14 protein-coding genes and 1 pseudogene are annotated in these 18052 nt (G+C 61.2%); 9 read left to right on the top strand and 6 right to left on the bottom strand.

Translation table 11 applies throughout. From position 1 onward, the window contains the following. The first annotated feature begins 7 nt into the window (after window positions 1–7). A complete protein-coding gene (rdgB, locus tag ATY80_RS03990; protein ID WP_088691147.1) occupies window positions 8–652 on the top strand; it encodes an RdgB/HAM1 family non-canonical purine NTP pyrophosphatase in 645 nt (214 codons plus the stop codon). An 8-nt stretch (window positions 653–660) separates the two neighbouring features. Further along, window positions 661–1863 carry a radical SAM family heme chaperone HemW gene (hemW, locus tag ATY80_RS03985; protein ID WP_088691146.1) on the top strand — a complete coding sequence of 401 codons (1203 nt, stop codon included), beginning with the start codon at window positions 661–663 and terminating at the stop codon, window positions 1861–1863. Here hemW and ATY80_RS03980 read toward each other — a convergent pair. After that, window positions 1860–2777 carry a DMT family transporter gene (locus ATY80_RS03980; RefSeq protein WP_189637078.1) on the bottom strand — a complete coding sequence of 306 codons (918 nt, stop codon included), beginning with the start codon at window positions 2775–2777 and terminating at the stop codon, window positions 1860–1862. The two genes, hemW and ATY80_RS03980, sit on opposite strands and share 4 nt — an antisense overlap. Before the next feature lie 216 nt (window positions 2778–2993). Between ATY80_RS03980 and ATY80_RS03975 the strand changes: the two are divergent. The 4 genes and pseudogenes from ATY80_RS03975 to ATY80_RS03960 all read left to right on the top strand — a co-directional run bounded on the left by ATY80_RS03975 (window position 2994) and on the right by ATY80_RS03960 (window position 8071). Further along, a pseudogene (locus ATY80_RS03975) lies at window positions 2994–3877 on the top strand (LysR substrate-binding domain-containing protein). A 135-nt stretch (window positions 3878–4012) separates the two neighbouring features. After that, a complete protein-coding gene (locus ATY80_RS03970) occupies window positions 4013–6193 on the top strand; it encodes a TonB-dependent siderophore receptor (protein ID WP_088691144.1) in 2181 nt (726 codons plus the stop codon). 4 nt (window positions 6194–6197) lie between these two features. Beyond that, entirely contained in the window at window positions 6198–6947 is a 750-nt protein-coding gene (fhuF, locus tag ATY80_RS03965; RefSeq protein ID WP_088691143.1) for a siderophore-iron reductase FhuF, read from the top strand. Then, window positions 6944–8071 (top strand): ABC transporter substrate-binding protein, encoded by a 1128-nt coding sequence (locus ATY80_RS03960; protein ID WP_088691142.1) that lies wholly within the window; start codon window positions 6944–6946, stop codon window positions 8069–8071. Before fhuF ends, ATY80_RS03960 begins: the two co-directional genes overlap by 4 nt. On the opposite strand, the gene ATY80_RS03955 is transcribed toward ATY80_RS03960, so the two are convergent. From ATY80_RS03955 to mutM, 5 genes are all read right to left on the bottom strand, one after another. Beyond that, entirely contained in the window at window positions 8068–9147 is a 1080-nt protein-coding gene (locus tag ATY80_RS03955; RefSeq protein WP_088691141.1) for a saccharopine dehydrogenase C-terminal domain-containing protein, read from the bottom strand. The genes ATY80_RS03960 and ATY80_RS03955 overlap by 4 nt on opposite strands. Window positions 9148–9267: 120 nt before the next feature. Further along, on the bottom strand, window positions 9268–10815 hold the full coding sequence (dnaA, locus tag ATY80_RS03950) for a chromosomal replication initiator protein DnaA (protein ID WP_088691487.1): 1548 nt from the start codon (window positions 10813–10815) through the stop codon (window positions 9268–9270). 838 nt (window positions 10816–11653) lie between these two features. Then, on the bottom strand, window positions 11654–11932 hold the full coding sequence (gene rpsT / locus ATY80_RS03945) for a 30S ribosomal protein S20 (RefSeq protein ID WP_088691140.1): 279 nt from the start codon (window positions 11930–11932) through the stop codon (window positions 11654–11656). A 184-nt stretch (window positions 11933–12116) separates the two neighbouring features. Further along, entirely contained in the window at window positions 12117–12890 is a 774-nt protein-coding gene (locus tag ATY80_RS03940) for an enoyl-CoA hydratase (protein WP_088691139.1), read from the bottom strand. Window positions 12891–12904: 14 nt separating this feature from the next. After that, on the bottom strand, window positions 12905–13795 hold the full coding sequence (mutM, locus tag ATY80_RS03935) for a bifunctional DNA-formamidopyrimidine glycosylase/DNA-(apurinic or apyrimidinic site) lyase (protein ID WP_088691138.1): 891 nt from the start codon (window positions 13793–13795) through the stop codon (window positions 12905–12907). 151 nt (window positions 13796–13946) lie between these two features. On the opposite strand from mutM, the gene ubiE reads away from it, so the two are divergent. From ubiE to ATY80_RS03920, 3 genes are all read left to right on the top strand, one after another. Then, window positions 13947–14723 carry a bifunctional demethylmenaquinone methyltransferase/2-methoxy-6-polyprenyl-1,4-benzoquinol methylase UbiE gene (gene ubiE, locus ATY80_RS03930; RefSeq protein ID WP_088691137.1) on the top strand — a complete coding sequence of 259 codons (777 nt, stop codon included), beginning with the start codon at window positions 13947–13949 and terminating at the stop codon, window positions 14721–14723. A gap of 56 nt (window positions 14724–14779) precedes the next feature. Continuing rightward, window positions 14780–16354 carry a 2-polyprenylphenol 6-hydroxylase gene (gene ubiB, locus ATY80_RS03925; RefSeq protein ID WP_088691136.1) on the top strand — a complete coding sequence of 525 codons (1575 nt, stop codon included), beginning with the start codon at window positions 14780–14782 and terminating at the stop codon, window positions 16352–16354. 94 nt (window positions 16355–16448) lie between these two features. Next, entirely contained in the window at window positions 16449–18032 is a 1584-nt protein-coding gene (locus tag ATY80_RS03920) for an aromatic amino acid lyase (RefSeq protein WP_088691135.1), read from the top strand. Window positions 18033–18052 lie beyond the last annotated feature (20 nt).

Raw genomic sequence — 18052 nt, 5'->3', positions numbered from 1 at the left:
GACAATCATGCGCAAGCTCGAAACCAAGACCATCGTCGTTGCCAGCCACAATGCCGGCAAGATCCGGGAAATCCAGGACCTGATCGGCCCGTTCGGCTTCACCGCGAAGTCAGCGGCTGAACTGAGCTTCGTGGAGCCTGACGAAACCGGCACCACCTTCGAGGAAAACGCGAAGATCAAGGCGCTCGCTTCTGCTGAAGCCTCCGGGCTACCGGCGCTGTCGGATGATTCCGGCCTCGCCATCGATGCGCTCGGCGGCGACCCTGGCGTCTACACCGCCAACTGGGCCGAGAAACCCGACGGTACCCGCGACTTCGCGATGGCGATGGAAAAGGTTGAGGCAGCAATGGACAAGGCCGGCGCCTCAACGCCGGAGCAGCGCACCGCCCGCTTTGTCAGTGTGCTCTGCCTTGCCTGGCCGGACGGCCACACGGAGCTTTTCCGCGGCGAAGTCGAAGGTGCTGTCGTCTGGCCGCCGCGCGGCAGCCAGGGCTTCGGCTACGATCCGGTCTTTCAACCCGAGGGCTATGACACTACCTTTGGCGAGATGAGCGCGGAAGAAAAGCACGGCTGGAAGCCGGGCGACACAGAAGCTCTGTCGCACCGCGCCCGCGCCTTCAAGATTTTCGTCGAAACCTGCCTGGAAGCCTAAGGGCACACGTGGACATATTGGAACAGCCTAACCTGACGCGCTATGCCGCTCTTCTGCCCGATACCGGCGAACCCGGCTTCGGCGTCTACGTGCATTGGCCGTTCTGTGCCGCCAAGTGCCCCTATTGCGATTTCAACAGCCATGTCCGCCACCAGCCGGTCGATCAGGAGCGCTTCACCGCGGCCTTCCTGAAGGAGATGGCGATGGTACGCCAATTGAGCGGACCGAAGACGGTGACGAGTATCTTCCTCGGCGGCGGCACGCCGTCACTGATGAACCCTTCGACGGTTTCGGCCATTCTCGACGGCATCGCCAAACATTGGCATGTGCCCGATGGCATCGAAATCACCATGGAGGCCAACCCGTCCAGCGTCGAGGCGGAGCGTTTCCGCGGCTATCGCGCCGCCGGCGTCAACCGTGTCTCGCTCGGCGTCCAGGCGCTGAACGACCGCGATCTGAAGTTCCTCGGCCGATTGCACGACGTTGCCGACGCCTTGAAGGCGATCAAGTTGGCGCGTGACATCTTCCCGCGCATGTCCTTCGATCTGATCTATGCCCGCCCGAACCAGACCGTCGACGAATGGGAACGCGAGCTGAAGGAGGCGATCTCCTACGCGGTCGACCACCTCTCGCTCTACCAGCTGACGATCGAGGAAGGCACGCCCTTTTACGGCCTTCACAAGGCTGGCAAGCTTATCGTTCCGGATGGCGATCAATCGGCGCTGCTCTATGAAGCGACGCAGGAAATCACCAATAGAGAAGGGCTGCCTGCCTATGAGGTGTCGAACCACGCGCGCCCGGGTGCGGAAAGCCGCCACAACCTCACCTACTGGCGCTATGGCGACTATGCCGGCATCGGCCCCGGCGCCCACGGGCGGCTGACGCGCGGCAGCATGAAGATCGCGACCGCGACCGAGCGGAAGCCGGAAAGCTGGCTCGATCTCGTCGAGCGCGACGGCCATGGCATCATCGATCAGGAGCAACTCGGCTACGAGGAGCAGGCGGACGAACTGCTGCTGATGGGGCTGCGCCTGAAGGAAGGCGTCGATCTCGCCCGCTGGCAGCAGCTTTCCGGTCGCGATCCCGACCCGAAGCGGGAAGAGTTCCTGCTGGAGCACGGCTTCATCGAGCGGATCGGCAATTCCAGGCTTCGCTGCACGCCATCAGGGATGCTGATCCTCGATTCCGTGGTCGCCGATCTCGCCTGCTAGGCAGGCCGCTTTCTGCCAAGCGAGAACAACCGCCCGTCGATCGCCGCAAGGCCAATCGCGATCATCGCCATGCCGATCAGGTGCTTGGCCAGCAGCTGCTCGCCGAGAATAGCCGCTCCGAGCAGGATGGCGCTGACGGGGATCAGGAAGGTCACGAGCATAAGGTTCGTCGCGCCCGCAGTTGCCAGGATCCGAAAGAACAGCACATAGGCAATCGCGGTCGACAGCAGGGCCAAGCCCAGCAATGCCATCCAGGTTTCGAATGATGGGGCGGCCAGCGTCCAGGGCTGGTCGACAACGAGCGCGATCGGCAGCATCAGGAGCGTCGAGGCGGTGACCTGCCCTGCGGCGGGAATGAGCGGCGCCATGCCCATCTGGCGAAAACGGCGACCGAAGATACCGGCAAAGGAATAGGAGAGTGCCGCACCCAGCACGGCAAGCTGCGCCAGCACGTTCGAGCCGAGATCGCGCAGCACATCGAAGCCGATCATATAGGCGACACCTGCAAAGCCGACGAGGACACCGAGCAGGCGGTTGCCGTTCATCTTTTCGTCGGCAGTCAGGAAGTGCGCGACAACGACGCCGAACAGCGGCGTCGTGGCATTCAGGATTGAAGCAAGGCCGCTTGCGATATGCGTCTGGCCCCAGACAATGAGGCAGAACGGGATCAGGTTGTTCAGGACGCCCATGCCGAAGAAGGCCGCCCAAGCCCTGCCGTCGCGCGGCATGAAGTGGCCGGTTGCCCGGACGATCACGTTCAGCGCCAGAGCGGCGATCAGAACCCGGCCCGTGACGATCGTGAACGGCGGCAGGGTCTTCACCAGAATGCCGTTGAAGAGGAAGGAGCCGCCCCATAGCAGGGAGAGCACCAGCAGCATTCCCCACTCGGCAAAGCCCATCTGTTTCTGCTGCATCATCTTCTCCCTAGTCAGCCTGCCACCGGAATACATCCCGTCACAGGCTGTGGCCACCCGATTGTTGCGCGGCGCGGACGTGGCAATTCTCGATTTATTCTCGCTCATCACAAAGCTTGAGTCAGCTTTTGCGACGGCTTTCTTCCTGATATTATTGTGGTGTCTGCCGAGAGGCAAACGAGTCTTTCTCGATCCATGATATAGCTGGGCTAAACCATGAGTGACTATCTCCCCTCTCTTTCGGCGCTTCGAGCCTTCGAAGCTGCTGCCCGGCACCTCAGTATGACGCTCGCGGCGAAAGAGCTCAACGTCACGCCAGGCGCCGTCAGCCTGCAGATCCGCGACCTGGAGGCATCGCTCGGCGTCAAGCTGTTCCAGCGCAAGACCCGCGCGCTCGCCTTGACCGTGGAGGGTGCGGACTACTTCTCGACGCTCAGAGCTGCATTCCGTCTCGTCAGGGAAGCGACGGCTGCAATCACGGCGCGGGGACGCGGCGCCGTTCTCAACGTTACCTGCACGGCGGGATTTGCGACCTACTGGCTCGTGCCTCGTCTTGGACGTTTTGAGGCGATGCACCCTGAAATCGACGTGCGTATCAGCGCATCGCACCGCGTGCTCGATTTTCAGCGTGACGGCATCGACCTTGCAATCCGCCACGGCCTCGGCGGCTATGACGGCCTGATCAGCGAGCGGCTCGTCGATGACGAGCTCGTGCCAGTCTGTACGCCAGGGCTTGCCGCTGAACTGGGGGACCATCCGTCGCCAAGCGCGCTCACTCGTTTCCAGTTGATCCACGAGTCTATCGCCATGACTGGCAGCTCTGGCTGGAGGCGGCAGGCGCCACGGGGGTCGACCCCTCGCGCGGGCCGATCTTCATGCATGGCAACGGAGCCTATGACGCGATGAAGGCCGGGCTGGGCTTTGCCTTGATGCGACGATCGTTCCTTGAGCGGGACCTGAAGAAAGGCGCGGTGGTCACGCCCTTCCCGCTTGGCATCGCAAGCCGACTTGCCTTCCACCTCGTCTATCCGGGCCTTGCGCTGGAGCGACCGGCCGCGGCCGCCTTCCGTCGCTGGCTGCTGTCGGAGGCGCAAGCCTGAGCTGACTGTGGCCGATTTGTCATACAAATCGCAAAGTGGAGTAGTTTATTCATGAAATTGGGTTTTCTTCGGGCGTTTTCTTGACTATTAAGCTCCAGATAAATCCACGATGAGCATACCCGGTGCAATAAGCCAATGAATAATCTCCGCTTTTCCTCTCGAATCCTCTCCACATCAGCATTGACGGGCGTGGCGCTCATCCATCTTCTTGCGCCAGCCGCAGCTCAGGATGCCACGGGACAGCAGCAGGACGGCGCGACGGTTCTTGAAGATATCATCGTCAATGGCGGCAGCGGCGGCGTGATCCAGGCAGACGGATATGTCGGCAAGAGCAGCGCGACAGGCACGAAGACCGACACGCCCTTCATCGAGGTGCCGCAGTCGATTTCGTCCGTGACCGAGCAGCAGTTGAAGGACCGCAACCCGCAGACCCTGCTTGATACCGTCGCCTACACGCCGGGCACGCGCGTCGGCGCTTATGGCTTCGATCCGCGTTTCGATTCGTTCTCGGTGCGCGGCTTCGACGTGACTTATACCGGGATCTTCCGCGACAACCTTCGCCAGCCCGGCGCAGGTTCGTCACTCTTCAAGACCGAGCCTTACGGCCTCGAGGGAGTCTCGATCCTCCGTGGCCCTTCCTCGGCGCTGTATGGGGCGACGGGCGCAGGCGGCCTCTACAACCTCATCACCAAGCGGCCGACGGAAGAGCCTTTTCACGAGGTTCAGCTGCAGTATGGCACCGAACAGCGCTATCAAACCCAGTTTGACGTCTCAAGTCAGGTCAACAATACGGACCCCTTCTATTATCGTCTGACGGGCCTCTACCGCGATGCCAATACAGAGCAGATCAGCGTTCCCGACGACCGCGTCTATATCGCGCCAGCCTTCATGTGGAAGCCGGACGAAGACACGAAACTCACCATTCTCGGCGAATACTCACGAACCAAGACTGGCGGCACGGCAGCGTACTACAATGACCCGGCCGGCAACGTAACGGACTTTTTTGCAGGCAATCCGGCCTTCAACGACTCGGTCCAAAACCAGGCTCGCATCGGCTACGAGTTCGAGCATCGACTGAACGATGTCCTCGTCTTCCGTCAGAACGCCCGCATCTCGACACTCGACATCGACGCCGATTGGGCCTTTGCCTACGCGCCCAACAAGGTCGATCCAAGTCTCCTCGACCGCAGCGCCGGTACGTTCGACGAGCGGCTGACGGCCTTCGTCATCGACAATCAGTTGGAAGCCCAGTTCGAAACGGGCGCGATCGACCATACGCTGCTTGCCGGCCTGGACCTGACCAAGCTGCACTGGCGCTCGCTCGATGGCCGTGGCGTCTCGCCGCCGCTAGACACCAACAACCCGACGGCAGGAGCTTTCGTTGCACCGATCGATTTCGACACGCGTACCGTCCAGGACCAATGGCAAGTCGGCACCTATTTGCAGGATCAGATCCGTTATGACACATGGATACTGACCCTTGGAGGTCGCTACGACTGGGTCTCGACGGACACCGACAATACCGACCTCAGCACGAATGCGCTGACGAGCATTTCGCAAAAGGACAAGGCATTCTCCGGCCGCATCGGCCTGGGCTACGAAACGGATTTCGGCGTCGTACCTTATGCCAGCTATTCCACCGCCTTCGCACCCAATGCCGGCATCAACCAGGAGACGGACCAGCCCTTCGAACCGACGGAAAGCGAACAGGAAGAGATCGGCGTCAAGTACCTGCTGCCGAACAGCAATACGCTGCTCACGGCAGCGCTGTTCAATATCGACCAGAAGAACAGCCTCTACTACGAGGTCGTGAACCTGCCGACCGGACCGGCCAACATACAGGTGCAGCGCGGCAAGATTCGCTCCCGTGGATTGGAACTCGAAGCAAATACGAGCCTCGACAACGGCCTGTCCTTGGTGGCGTCGTACACTTACACCGACACCGAGATCCTGGAGGGAACGACCGGGACGGTTGGCAATTCCGTTTCGTCGGTTCCGAGGCACATGGCTTCGCTCTGGGCGAACTATACCTTCCAGGAGAGTAGCCCGATCTACGGTCTCGGCATCGGTTTCGGCACTCGGTATCTCGGCAAGAGCTACACCAGCGACGCCAACACGGCCCAGAACGGTTCACGCGTCCTCTTCGACGCCGCCGTCAGCTATGATTTCGCGGCGCTCGACAAGAAATACGAGGGCCTGAGCCTGCAGGTGAACGCCACCAACCTCTTCGACCGCCGCGAACCCATCTGCTCGGCTGGCTTCTGCTACCGCGACCAGGGCCGCACCGTCATCGGTAGCCTGCGTTACAGATGGTGAGCTGATGGCGAGCGCGCGGCACCATATCGCTGATCCGGGCCACAGCGCCTCCGTCCTCTCGCCGGCCTTTGCTGGCGAGCATGCATGGTGCAGCGAGAAGATGGCTCTTTCCGCCGACTTGCCCGACGGGATACCGCTGCCGCTCTTCTTCGGCGATGGTGGGTTCGAGCAGGCGATTGACCGTTATGCAGAGGCCTGCGGCGACAGTGACCGGCGCGCCGTCGTCTCGATGTGGTCGTTGTACTACTTCTCCGCCCTCTCCATTCCCTATGTGCTGGCTCGCCGCCTTGCCGCTCAGGAGCTTCCCGTCGCCTTCGACGGGATGACAATCGCATTGCAGGACGATGGCCTGCCACGGGCGTTCGGCGTGCCGCATCGGGGCCGGAATGCCGGAGGTCACGAGGAGGACGGCTTCGAAGCCATTGGGCCGTTGCTCGAGGAACATATCCCGGAGGCCGTCAGGAAGCTTGCCGCCTCCGGCATTTCGGCCAAGCTGTGCTGGAACAATGCCGCTGTGTATCTCGACTACGTGCTGCGGTTGACACGGCCGCCTGAAAGCCCGGATCTCACGATCTTTGTGCGCGGCTGCCTGCCCGATGGTGGCGTCAATCCTCTTTGCGGCAGCCTCCGGTATGTCGAGGAAGACGGAGAGCGTGTCGCCCGTCGGAAGATATGCTGCCTGCGCTACATGCTGCCCGGCGTCCAGAGCTGCGGCAAGCTTTGCGCTCTTCCCAGTCAGAGGAACGTGCAATGATCCCCTCCACGATTACAAGACGCGGCTTTCTCGGCGCGGCGTCTGCCATGCTTTGCGCGCCGGCTCAGCTGAAGGCCGATACGCAATGGCCGTTGACTGTAACCGATGCCGTCGGGCGGACCGTGACAATATCGAGGAAGCCGAAGTCGATCATCCTCGGCACAGGCTTCAATCTTGTCGCATTGTCGCTGATCCATCCGGATCCGGTCAGCCTGCTGGCCGGCTGGGCGACTGACATGAAGACGGATAACCCATTCATCTACGATGCCTTCCGCGGCAAGTTCCCGGCCCTCGCCGACGTCCCGCTCGTCAGCAACGGCCTGGCGGATGGCATGAACTTCGAAGCCGCCCTCTCGTTGGAGGCCGATCTGGCGGTCATGGGCATGTGGCAGGCAGAAGGTGAGCAAGGGAAACGTGCTATCGACTATCACCAATTGACTGGCGTGCCTGTCATCGTCGTCGATTTCAATGTCGATCCACTGAAGAACACCCCGCGGGACATCCGTCTCCTTGGTCGCATCCTGGAGTGTGATCAGCAGGCTGAGAACTATGCGCAGTTTTTCGAAAAGCGGGTGCAGCGCATCAGAGCGGGAGCGACGGGGAAAGGCGAGGATGGGCCGCTGGTGCTGATGGATGCCTTCCCTAGCGCAACCCGGGGCAGCTGGGCATACGGCCGAACCGGCCTCGGCGAATTGATCACGCTTGCCGGCGGACGCAACATCGCCGACAAGAACCTGCCGCCGCAGGGCGGACCGGTGACGGCGGAGTATATCATCGCGGCGGAGCCGGACATCTATATCGCCACAGGCTCGCCGGGCGGCACCTACACCGTCTTCTCGATCGGCCCCGGCGTCGATCCTGCAGAAGCCCGTCGGTCGCTGCAGGAAACCGTCAAGGCGCCCGCCCTTGCCCCGCTGAAGGCAGTGCGCGAGGGGAACGTGCACGGCATGTGGAACTTCTTCAACGCCGTGCCGCTGAACGTACTGGCCGCCGAGGCCATCGCATCCTGGGTGAGGCCCGACCTGTTCGGCGATGTCGATCCCCTGGGCAGTCTCGCAGAGATCAACGAGCGCTTCGCCGCTGTGCCCTTCGAGGGGACATACTGGACGAGCCTGAGACGTTAGCGACCTGGCGCGCCGGTCTTGAAAAGGCTGCCGGTCGGCGTGTTCAGGAACATCTCCAGCGGAATGTATTGCTGATGCAAGAAACCGGTGGACGGCAGCAGATCGTCGCGCACCATCTCGATCACGGCAACCACCGACGCCGACGTCGTCCAGGCGATCGCGGTGCGGCGAGCGCCAGCGATCTCGATCGGATAGTAGGCGCGGACAAATTCCTTGCGGCGCAGGTTGCCGTTCTCCGTGCCCTCCGCCGCCACATGGACATAGACGACATCGTCTTCGACCGGCGGCTTGGCGTTGGTGAGGATTTCGCCGGCGAGCTTGCGCCTGTCGCGCATCAGGAGTTCATGGAAGAAGAAGTTCATCAGATCCATGTGCCCGGGATAGCGCATCGTCTTGTAGTCAAGATTCTCGACCTTGCCGAGCATGGTGTCGCACATGGTTCCGAGGCCGCCTGACGTTGTGAAGGCTTCGAGCTTGACGCCTTCGACATAGATCGTCTCGTGCCACTCCATCGGCGAGACGAGCTTGCGAATGCCCCCCTCGATCACTTCGCAGTCGTTCAGATACTCGTTGACCACGCCCTCTGGCGACCAGTTGAAGGCGTAGCCGAGGAGACCGGTCGGATGCTGCGGCAGGGCGCCAACCCGCATGCGAATGGACCGGCATTTGTCGAATCCATCCGCAAGGCTCGCCCCGACAATGCCGACGAAGCCAGGGGCGAGGCCACATTGCGGTGCCATCAGCCCGCGCGCGGTCTTGGATAGTTCGATAATGAAATTTGTGGTCGGCACGTCCTCGGTCAGGTCGAAATAGTGAATGCCCGCAAGATGGGCAGCCCGCGCCAGGCCGATGTTGAGGTGATAGGGTAGGCAGGAAAGCACCGCCTCGACGCTCGATAGCAGTTCGCCGATGACAGCAGGATCGGAGATGTCTTCACTCCTGCATTTGAACGGCAGGCCCTCCGTCGGCGCCTGAACATCGACGCCGAGAACGTCGAAGCCTCCCTCGTGCAAGAGCGTTGCGGCCAATCGCCCGACCTTGCCCAGCCCGAGAACAGCGATCCTGTCGAAACTCATCCGGCTCCCTCCCCTGTACCGCCAGCCCATGCTCCTCCAAGCCAGCCTACAGAAGATTGTGCGCAAAAGAAAACGGCCGGAGCGATGCCCGGCCGTCAACTTGCACAGAAGGTTTCCCGACTATTCGTTGATCAGGCGCTTCAGCAACTCGATCTCATGCGAGAGCTTCGTGTCGCCGGCAATCAACTCCTCGATCTTGCGAACGGCATGCAGCACGGTCGTATGATCGCGACCGCCGAAGCGACGGCCGATCTCCGGGAAGGACCGCGGCGTCAGCGTCTTCGACAGATACATGGCGATCTGGCGCGGCTTGACGATGACGCGGGTGCGGCGGTTCGAGACCAACTCCTGACGCGACACGTTATAGTGCCGTGCGACGATGCGCTGGATGTCCTCGATGCGGACACGGCGTGGCTCGCCCGAACCAACGAGATGAGCAAGAAGCTCATCGACGCGCTCGACCGTCAGGTTCGGTTCGAAGGAGCGGCGGAAGAGCAGCTGGTTGAAGGCGCCTTCCAGCTCACGGCCGCTTGCCGTGATGTTGCGGGCAACGTGGTTCAGCAGATCGGCCGGGATTTCCAGAGACGGATCCTCGACACGAGCAGCAGCGAGGCGACGCTTCAGGATTTCGAGACGCATCTCGTAGTCCGGGGCGTCGAGCTCGATGGCCACACCGCCCTGCAAACGCGAGCGGACGCGTGGATCGAGCGATTCCAGCTCCCAGGGAGCCCGATCGGCAGCGACGACGACCTGCTTGGCGCTGTCGAGCAGCATGTTCAGCAGGTGGCAGAACTCATGCTGGATCATCTTGCCCTGCAGGAACTGCATGTCATCGATGATCAGGAGGTCGATGTTGCGCAGCGAGTCCTTGAGCGTCAAAGCATCATTGTCGCGGATCGCGGTTGCGAAACGCCACATGAAATACTCTGCCGTCAGATAGACGACGCGCAGTGCGCGCGGGTTCTGAACCGCGGCATTGGCGATCGCCTGCAGGAGATGCGACTTGCCGAGACCGACGCTGGAATGGACGAAGAGCGGATTGAAGCGGACAGCGCCCTGTCCAGCTTCCGCAATCGTCTTGGCGGCGGCAAGAGCCACACGGTTGGAGCTGCCCTCGACGAAGGTGTCGAAGGTGAAGCGAGAGTCCAACGGCGAGCCAAAGAGCGGCTGGCCGGAAGTGGCCGGACGGGCTGCGGCTGCAGACGAAACCGCCTGCTGTACAATCTGGCCGGCATGCTGCGCCACCGGGCGGCGCGTCTGCGCAGCGGCGACAGGCTCTGGAGAAACCGGCTCTTCAGCGGGTTTGCCAACGCCACGCGTTGCCGTGCGAACAAGAATTTCGACTTTCAGGATTTCGGAGTCTTCTGCCTGGAACAGGTTGGTAATCAGCTCAAGATACCGGTTGTTGATCCAGGACTTCAGGAAAGTCGTCGGCACCGTCAGGCGCACGACGCTCTTTGAAACCGAATGCAATTTCAGCCGCGCGAACCAGCTTGCATAGACATCCGGACCGACTTGCGCCTTCAGGCGGGCGCTGACACGCTCGAAAAGTACACCATGCTTCATGTCTCCCTTTTCCCCTGCCGCTTCGGCGCACATAGAGCCAAACGCCTGCGGTTCATTGTCCCCACTCTCCAGGACATCCGCCGTCATTGTATTCATCTGCATCATGCCGCCTTCCATTCGTCGGCCGACTTTGTTTCGTCGCCCGATTATTTCCCCGCTATGGCTAGAAAGTAGCACCCTCATGAGCCACTCGCCTGCCGGTTCACTCAAATACTGCCCCACTCACAGGATGCTCCCGGGAAAGCGCGAGCCCGCATCATGCGGTTCGGCTGCATTCCCTCGGACTGGATGCCGTTCCTCGTAACACCGGCGTCCAATCGTCCTGCCACGACTTCTCTTCCCCATTCCGGTTTCACGCAAGGCGTGCAACCAACACACAAAACATCACCGTTCCGCGACAGCCACGTCGCAGTCAAAAATGCTCAAGTGCGTGAAAAACCGGAGACTTAAACTCTCCGTAACAAGTGGCACAGGTTCATCGCCCCGCCGACGTGGCAGTTTCAGACCAAGCCTTCACAGGTGATGTCTGGACCCCTTGTTGATCGGCATTTAGGCAGGATCGAATGCGGGAATCAACGATGAATTTTACGCAAAATTAAGAGCGGCCCGTTGACTCCGGGGGCAGTTTTTGAGCGTCACATCCGTGTCAAAAAAGAATCGCTTTTGAATCAAGGAGATTCCCCTCGGCGGCATTTTTGACACGCATAAAAAGAAAAAAATAAAAAAGCTTCTTGACTCCGCCCAGACCCCAGATTGTAGGCCCCGAGTCGGGCGTACCTGAAGTATCCTACAGCAAGTACTTGTTTTTATTGCTTTTTTCGTGTCATACGCTCGACATGAAATCGTCGCCGAATTAACCATACGGAAGCCAGTCGGCAGAATCGAAAAAGCCCGACAAAGTTGCCGGGCTAATCATAATGATAGGCTTATTAACGAAAGATTATGCCGTCACAGAAACCGACAGAGCCTTCACACGAGCTGCCAGGCGCGAAACCTTGCGGGAAGCCGTGTTGGAGTGCAGCACGCCCTTGCTTGCGGCGCGAGCCAGTTCCGGCTGCGCGGCGAGGAAAGCTTCCTTTGCCTTGGCAGCATCACCAGATGCGAGTGCCTCTTCGACCTTGCGAACGAAAGTACGAACGCGCGAGCGACGAGCCTTATTGACGTCGGTACGGCGGGCGATCTTGCGGGTCGCTTTTTTCGCCGAAGTTGTATTGGCCATGGATGCCTCTCTAAAATTCGAACAAACTCCGTCATCACCGCGGGCCTTGCGGCCCCTTCATACAGCAATGCGGGAGCATAATCGGAAAACCGGAGTGGCTTCCCGAACCGTGGGCGGGCATATAACCCTAAAGCCGACCCACGTCAACGCGCATTTTCGAGGAAACGCCGCCTTTCTCCAAGGCTCAGCGGTTCTTGAAGGCAGGCTTGCGCTTTTCGATGAAGGCGGTCATCCCCTCTTTCTGATCTTCGGTCGAAAACAGGCTATGGAAAAGGCGGCGTTCGAAGCGCAGACCTTCGTCCAATGTCGTCTCCAGCGCGCGGTTTACCGCCTCCTTCGCCATCAGCACGGACGGACGCGACAGCGAGGCAATCTTGGCAGCCGCCTCCAGCGCCTCGTCCAACAGCCGCTCGGGCGCCACCACACGCGAAACGAGTCCTGCGCGCTCGGCTTCGGCAGCGTCCATCATGCGGCCTGTCAGGATCAGATCCATGGCCTTATATCTGCCGACGGCACGCGTCAGCCTCTGAGAGCCGCCCATGCCGGGGATGACGCCGAGCGTGATTTCGGGCTGGCCGAACTTGGCGGTTTCCGAGGCAATGATGATATCGCACATCATCGCAAGCTCGCAGCCGCCGCCAAGCGCAAAACCGCTGACGGCCGCGATCACGGGCTTGCGCACCTTTGCAACGTCGTCCCAGCCGCTCATCAGGTCGCGGCTATAGACATCGACATAGCTGAGCGGCTGCATTTCCTTGATGTCGGCGCCGGCGGCGAATGCGCGGTCGGAACCCGTCAGCACCATGGCGCCGACGGCATCGTCGGCCTGAAAGGCTTCGTAGGCCTGCAGAAGCTCCTTCAGCACCGTCGAATTCAGCGCGTTCAGCGCCTGCGGGCGGTTCAAGGTGATCAACCCGACCGCGCCGCGGGTTTCGACGATCAGCGTTTCATAGGCCATGGACAATCCTCCCGTTATTTTTGGCAAGCAGGGCAATAGAAGGTCGAACGCCCTGCCTGGACGATGCGTGCGACCGTACCGCTGCAGCCGGGCGTGCGGCAAGGTAGACTTTCGCGATCATAGACCGAGAAGGAGTGCTGGAAATAACCAAGCGAGCCGTCGGTCTGGATATGATCGCGCAGCGACGACCCGCCGGCCTTGATGGCATCGGCGATGACATCGCGGATCGAGGAGACGAGGAGATCCATCTGCTTGGTTGGCTTGCCGGTCTTGGTGACGACAGTCGCCGCAGCCCGCGTCGGGCGCAGGTGCGCGCGCCACAACGCCTCGCAGACATAGATGTTGCCGAGCCCGGCAATATTCTTCTGATCGAGCAGCGCGCTTTTCAGCGGCTGAGCCTTGTTCTTGAAGCGTTCCGCCAGATAGGCGGCACTGAGTTCGTTGCCCGTCGGTTCCGGGCCGAGACCGAAGAGGAAGGGATTGAGACCAAGCTCGGAGCGCTGCGCCATATCCATGAAGCCGAAGCGGCGCGGGTCATTATAGATGACGCGGCTGGCCCCGTTCGGGCCTTCCAGATGGAAGATCGCGTGATCGTGCTTTTCGTCCTTCGAGCGCGGATGATGAAATTCGCCCGGCGCATCGGAAAGAGGCCCCGCCTCGATGCGGAAGGAACCGGACATGCCAAGATGGGCGATGATCGTCGTGCCATCGTCGAGGTCGATCAGCAGATACTTGGCGCGACGGCCCAGCGCAACGATATTGCGGCCGGTCGCGCGCGCCTCCAAACCATCCGGAAAAGGAAACCGCAGGTCCTTGCGGCGCAACTCCAGGCGGGCGATCCGCGCGCCTTCCATAGCAGGGGCAAGCCCGCGTCGGACGGTTTCGACTTCTGGCAATTCCGGCATCTTAACCCATCTATATCTAACATGTTTCAACCAGAGGCGTTGTGCGCTATAGCGCCAAGGTGCCGCGGCTTTGACCGTGGCCCACAGATAGCGCCGCGCGCGTCCGTTCGCTATGGTCGCCGCGCCGATTTCAGATAGATGGAGTATTTCGATGTCAGAAAGCCGTACCTCCGCCGAAGGCGGCATGGAAACATCCTACGGCTTCCGCGAAGTGGCGGATGGTGAAAAGCAGGGTCTCGTCAATGAGGTCTTCCACAAGGTCGCCAAACGCTACGACATCATGAACGACGTCATGTCTGTCGGCATGCACCGCGTCTGGAAGGATGCGATGATTGCGGCGCTGAACCCGCGCAAGGAGCCCGGCTACAAGGTTCTCGACGTTGCCGGCGGCACTGGAGACATCGCATTTCGTATCATCGAGGCCTCCAACCGGCAGGCGCATGCGACGGTGCTCGACATCAACGGTTCGATGCTCGCGGTCGGCGCCGAGCGCGCCGCCAAGAAAAAGCTCTCCGACAACCTGACTTTCGTCGAGGCGAACGCCGAGGATCTGCCGTTCGATCCGAACAGCTTCGACGCCTATACGATTGCCTTCGGCATCCGCAACGTGCCGCGCATCGACGTAGCGCTGAGCGAAGCCTATCGCGTGCTGAAGCGCGGCGGCCGGCTGCTCGTGCTTGAATTTTCGGAAGTGGACATGCCGCTGCTCGATCGTCTCTATGAAAGCTGGTCCTTCAACGCCATTCCGAAGTTCGGCAAGGCGATCACCGGCGAGGCCGAGCCCTATCAGTATCTCGTCGAATCGATCCGCAAGTTCCCCAACCAGGAGAACTTCGCCGAGATGATCCGCAAAGCCGGCTTCTCGCGCGTGAGCTTCACCAACTATACCGGCGGTATCGCAGCCCTCCATTCCGGCTGGAAGCTCTGAGGCATGGTTCGAGGTACACCGTTCACCCGCTCGCTTTCGCAGGCAGGCAATCCGGCATGAGCACTCTGGGAGCATATTTCCGGCTCTGGCGCGTCGGCTGGATTCTCGTGCGCGAAGGCGTGATTTCGGCCCTGCCGTCGGAAGATCTTCCGCCCTCGATCGGGCTTGCCAAGTCGTTTGTCGGTGTGTTCGCGCGCAATCGTTCGAAATCGAAGAAGCGCAGTGACCGACTGGCGCAAGCCGTTGAAAGGCTCGGCCCTTCCTATGTGAAGATCGGGCAGTTCCTGGCAACCCGCCCGGATGTCGTTGGCGTCGAGTTCGCCGATGATCTGTCACAGCTTCAGGATCGCATGGCGTTCTTTCCGCTCGCAGCCGCCAAGGCGAGCATTTCCGGGTCTCTCGGCCGCCCGATCGAGGAGCTTTACGCAAGCTTCGGAGACCCGATTGCAGCGGCTTCGATTGCCCAGGTGCATGCCGCCGAAGTCGATACGCCCGCTGGACGCAAGAAAGTTGCCGTCAAAGTCGTTCGCCCCGGCGTACGTCAACGCTTCTCGCATGATATCGAGGCGATGTATCTCGTCGCTCACATGCAGGAACGCTTCATGCCTTCAAGCCGGCGGCTGAGGCCGGTGGAGGTCACGAAGACCTTGGAGCAGACGACCAAGGTCGAAATGGACCTGCGCCTTGAGGCGGCTGCCCTTTCCGAGATTGCAGAGAATACCGAGAAAGACCCAGGCTTCCGTGTGCCGAAGGTCGATTGGGAGCGCACCGGCCGCGACGTGATCACCATGGAGTGGATCGACGGCGTGAAGATGTCTGATGTCGAGGGCCTGCGCGCTGCCGGCCACGATCTCAACCTGCTTGCCGACACACTGATCCAGTCGTTTCTTCGCCACACGCTGCGCGACGGCTTCTTCCACGCCGACATGCATCCCGGGAACCTTTTTGTCGACGAGCATGGGGATATCGTCGCGGTCGACATGGGGATCGTCGGACGCCTGGGGAAAAAGGAACGCCGCTTCCTGGCCGAAATCCTCTTTGGCTTCATCACCCGCGACTATATCAGGGTCGCGGAGGTCCACTTCGAGGCGGGCTACGTGCCGGGCCACCACAATGTCGAGAGCTTCGCGCAGGCGATCCGCGCGATCGGTGAGCCGATCCATGGCCAACCCGCCGAAACCATCTCGATGGGCAAGCTGCTGACGCTCTTGTTCGAGGTAACCGAACTCTTCGACATGGCGACGCGGCCAGAACTGGTCATGCTGCAAAAGACCATGGTCGTGGTCGAAGGCGTGTCGCGCATGCTCAATCCACGCTTCAACATGTGGAAGGCGTCCGAACCCGTCGTCGGCGACTGGATCCGCAACAATCTCGGCCCGAAGCGGATCGTCACCGATCTCAAGGACGGGCTGAAGGCGGCGGTAAAGCTTGCCGAAGCCGCGCCCGAGATTGCCGCCAAGACGGAGAAGTTCCACCATCAACTGCTGCAGATGAGCGAGCACGGATTGCGATTCGACGCCGAAACGGCCGATGCGATCGGCAGATCCGAAGCGCGCCACAATCGCTCCGGTCGGTTCGCCCTCTGGATTATCGCGCTCACCCTTCTCTATATAGCCTGGGTGGTGACCTGATCCATCGCATGCAAAGGCATGCTGTGTTCGATATTTGGGATATCCCATCAGATAGCGCCGTCGCATAGTCTCACTTTTCAAGGAGATATGGCAGATGAAGCATGAACGCCCCCGCATCGAACTTTCCGGACAACCGCTCAGCTTTGTCGAGATGGTGAGGATTGGATCGGGAAAGGCGGCGCTTTCAGCTTCAGCAACCGGCATGGCCCGTGTCGAGATCGCGCGCGGGATCGTCGAGGATGCGATCAAGGCCGGGATGCCCGTCTACGGCGCGACCACCGGCGTCGGCGCCATGAAGGATGTCGAGTGGTCTCCCGAAGATCTCGACGCCTTCAATCTCGGGCTGGTGCGGGCGCATCACTTCGGCACCGGTACGCCATTTTCATGCTCGGTCGTGCGCAACGCGATGGCCATCCGCATCAATACTGCGCTGACGGGGCAAGTCGGCTGCACACCAGAACTCGTCGATGCGTACATGCAGATGCTTGAGGCGGATATCATTCCGGTCGTCCGCCGCACCGGCTCCATTGGCTGCGCCGATATCGGCCTCATGGGACAGATCGGCGCCGTGCTGACGGGAGTCGGGGAAGCCGTCCATCGCGGCAAACGCATGCAGGCCGCCGACGCCTTCGCCGCTGCCGGCATGAAACCCTTCACCATGGCCCCACGTGACAGTCTGGCCTCGCTCAGCGTCAATGCCGTGAGCTTTGCGGCAGCAGCGGACGCGACGCGGAATGCTGCCGCTTCCATTCGCGTGCTGCTGGCCTCCGGCATGATGGCCTCAGGCGCGCTCGGCGCCTCCCGCGATCCGTGGCTTTCGGTTCGCCATGTCGGCACCTCACGGGAGGCTTTGATCGGCTCCTGGCTCTGCAATGCATCGGACGCTTGGCAATGGCCAGTCAAAACCCACGTTCAGGACCCATTGAGCCTGCGGATGATCGCGCAGGTCTTCGGTGCCGTTATCGAGAACCTGCTGACGACAGGCCACAAGATCCTGGCCGCCACCGGCCGCTCCGACGACAACCCCGTCGTCGTCGAGGGCCGGGTGATGACCTCGGGCGGGTCGCTGCCGCTTGACGTGACGATCCTGCTAGAATCGGCCGCCCTCTGTATGGCGCATGCCGCCCGCAACGCCTTTAACCGCTGCGTCCTGCTCGGCAACGGCCAGCGCCGCGACCTGCCGGTCAATCTCGTGCCGCCCGGCCGTATCGCCACCGGTTTCGGCCCGATCATCAAGCTGGCCGGCGAAATCTTTTCCCGCGTGCTGTCGATGTCGAACCCGGTTTCGGCGCAGTCGCTGGTGGTTGCGGCCGGCCTCGAGGACGAGGCGGCGTTCCTGCCGCTGGTGATCGAGCGTTTCGAACGCCAGATGCGCGCCCTGATGCGCCTTGCCGCGCTTGAAGCGCTGCTTTCGGCACAGGCCGTGGACATCCTCGGCGACAAGCCGAAGGGCGTCGGCGGAATGCTCTACGATGTCGTTCGCAAGCATGCGGATTTCTACACGGTCGACCGGCCGCTGTCGGCGGAAGTGGAAGCGATCGAGGAAGAGCTTGGTTCCGATGCCTTCATGTCCAAGCTCATCGAAGAGGTGCCGATTGCATCCTTCGACGATTTCTTTGCGCTCGGCTCGCTGGCGCGCATCGAGCAGCGCCTGACCCAGGAACCGATCGCCATCTGATCCCTTCAATAGTGCCACGG

It is taken from the genome of Rhizobium sp. R711 (genome assembly GCF_002211365.1).
Lineage (GTDB): Bacteria > Pseudomonadota > Alphaproteobacteria > Rhizobiales > Rhizobiaceae > Rhizobium.
This window is presented reverse-complemented; position numbering and strand designations above follow the sequence as displayed.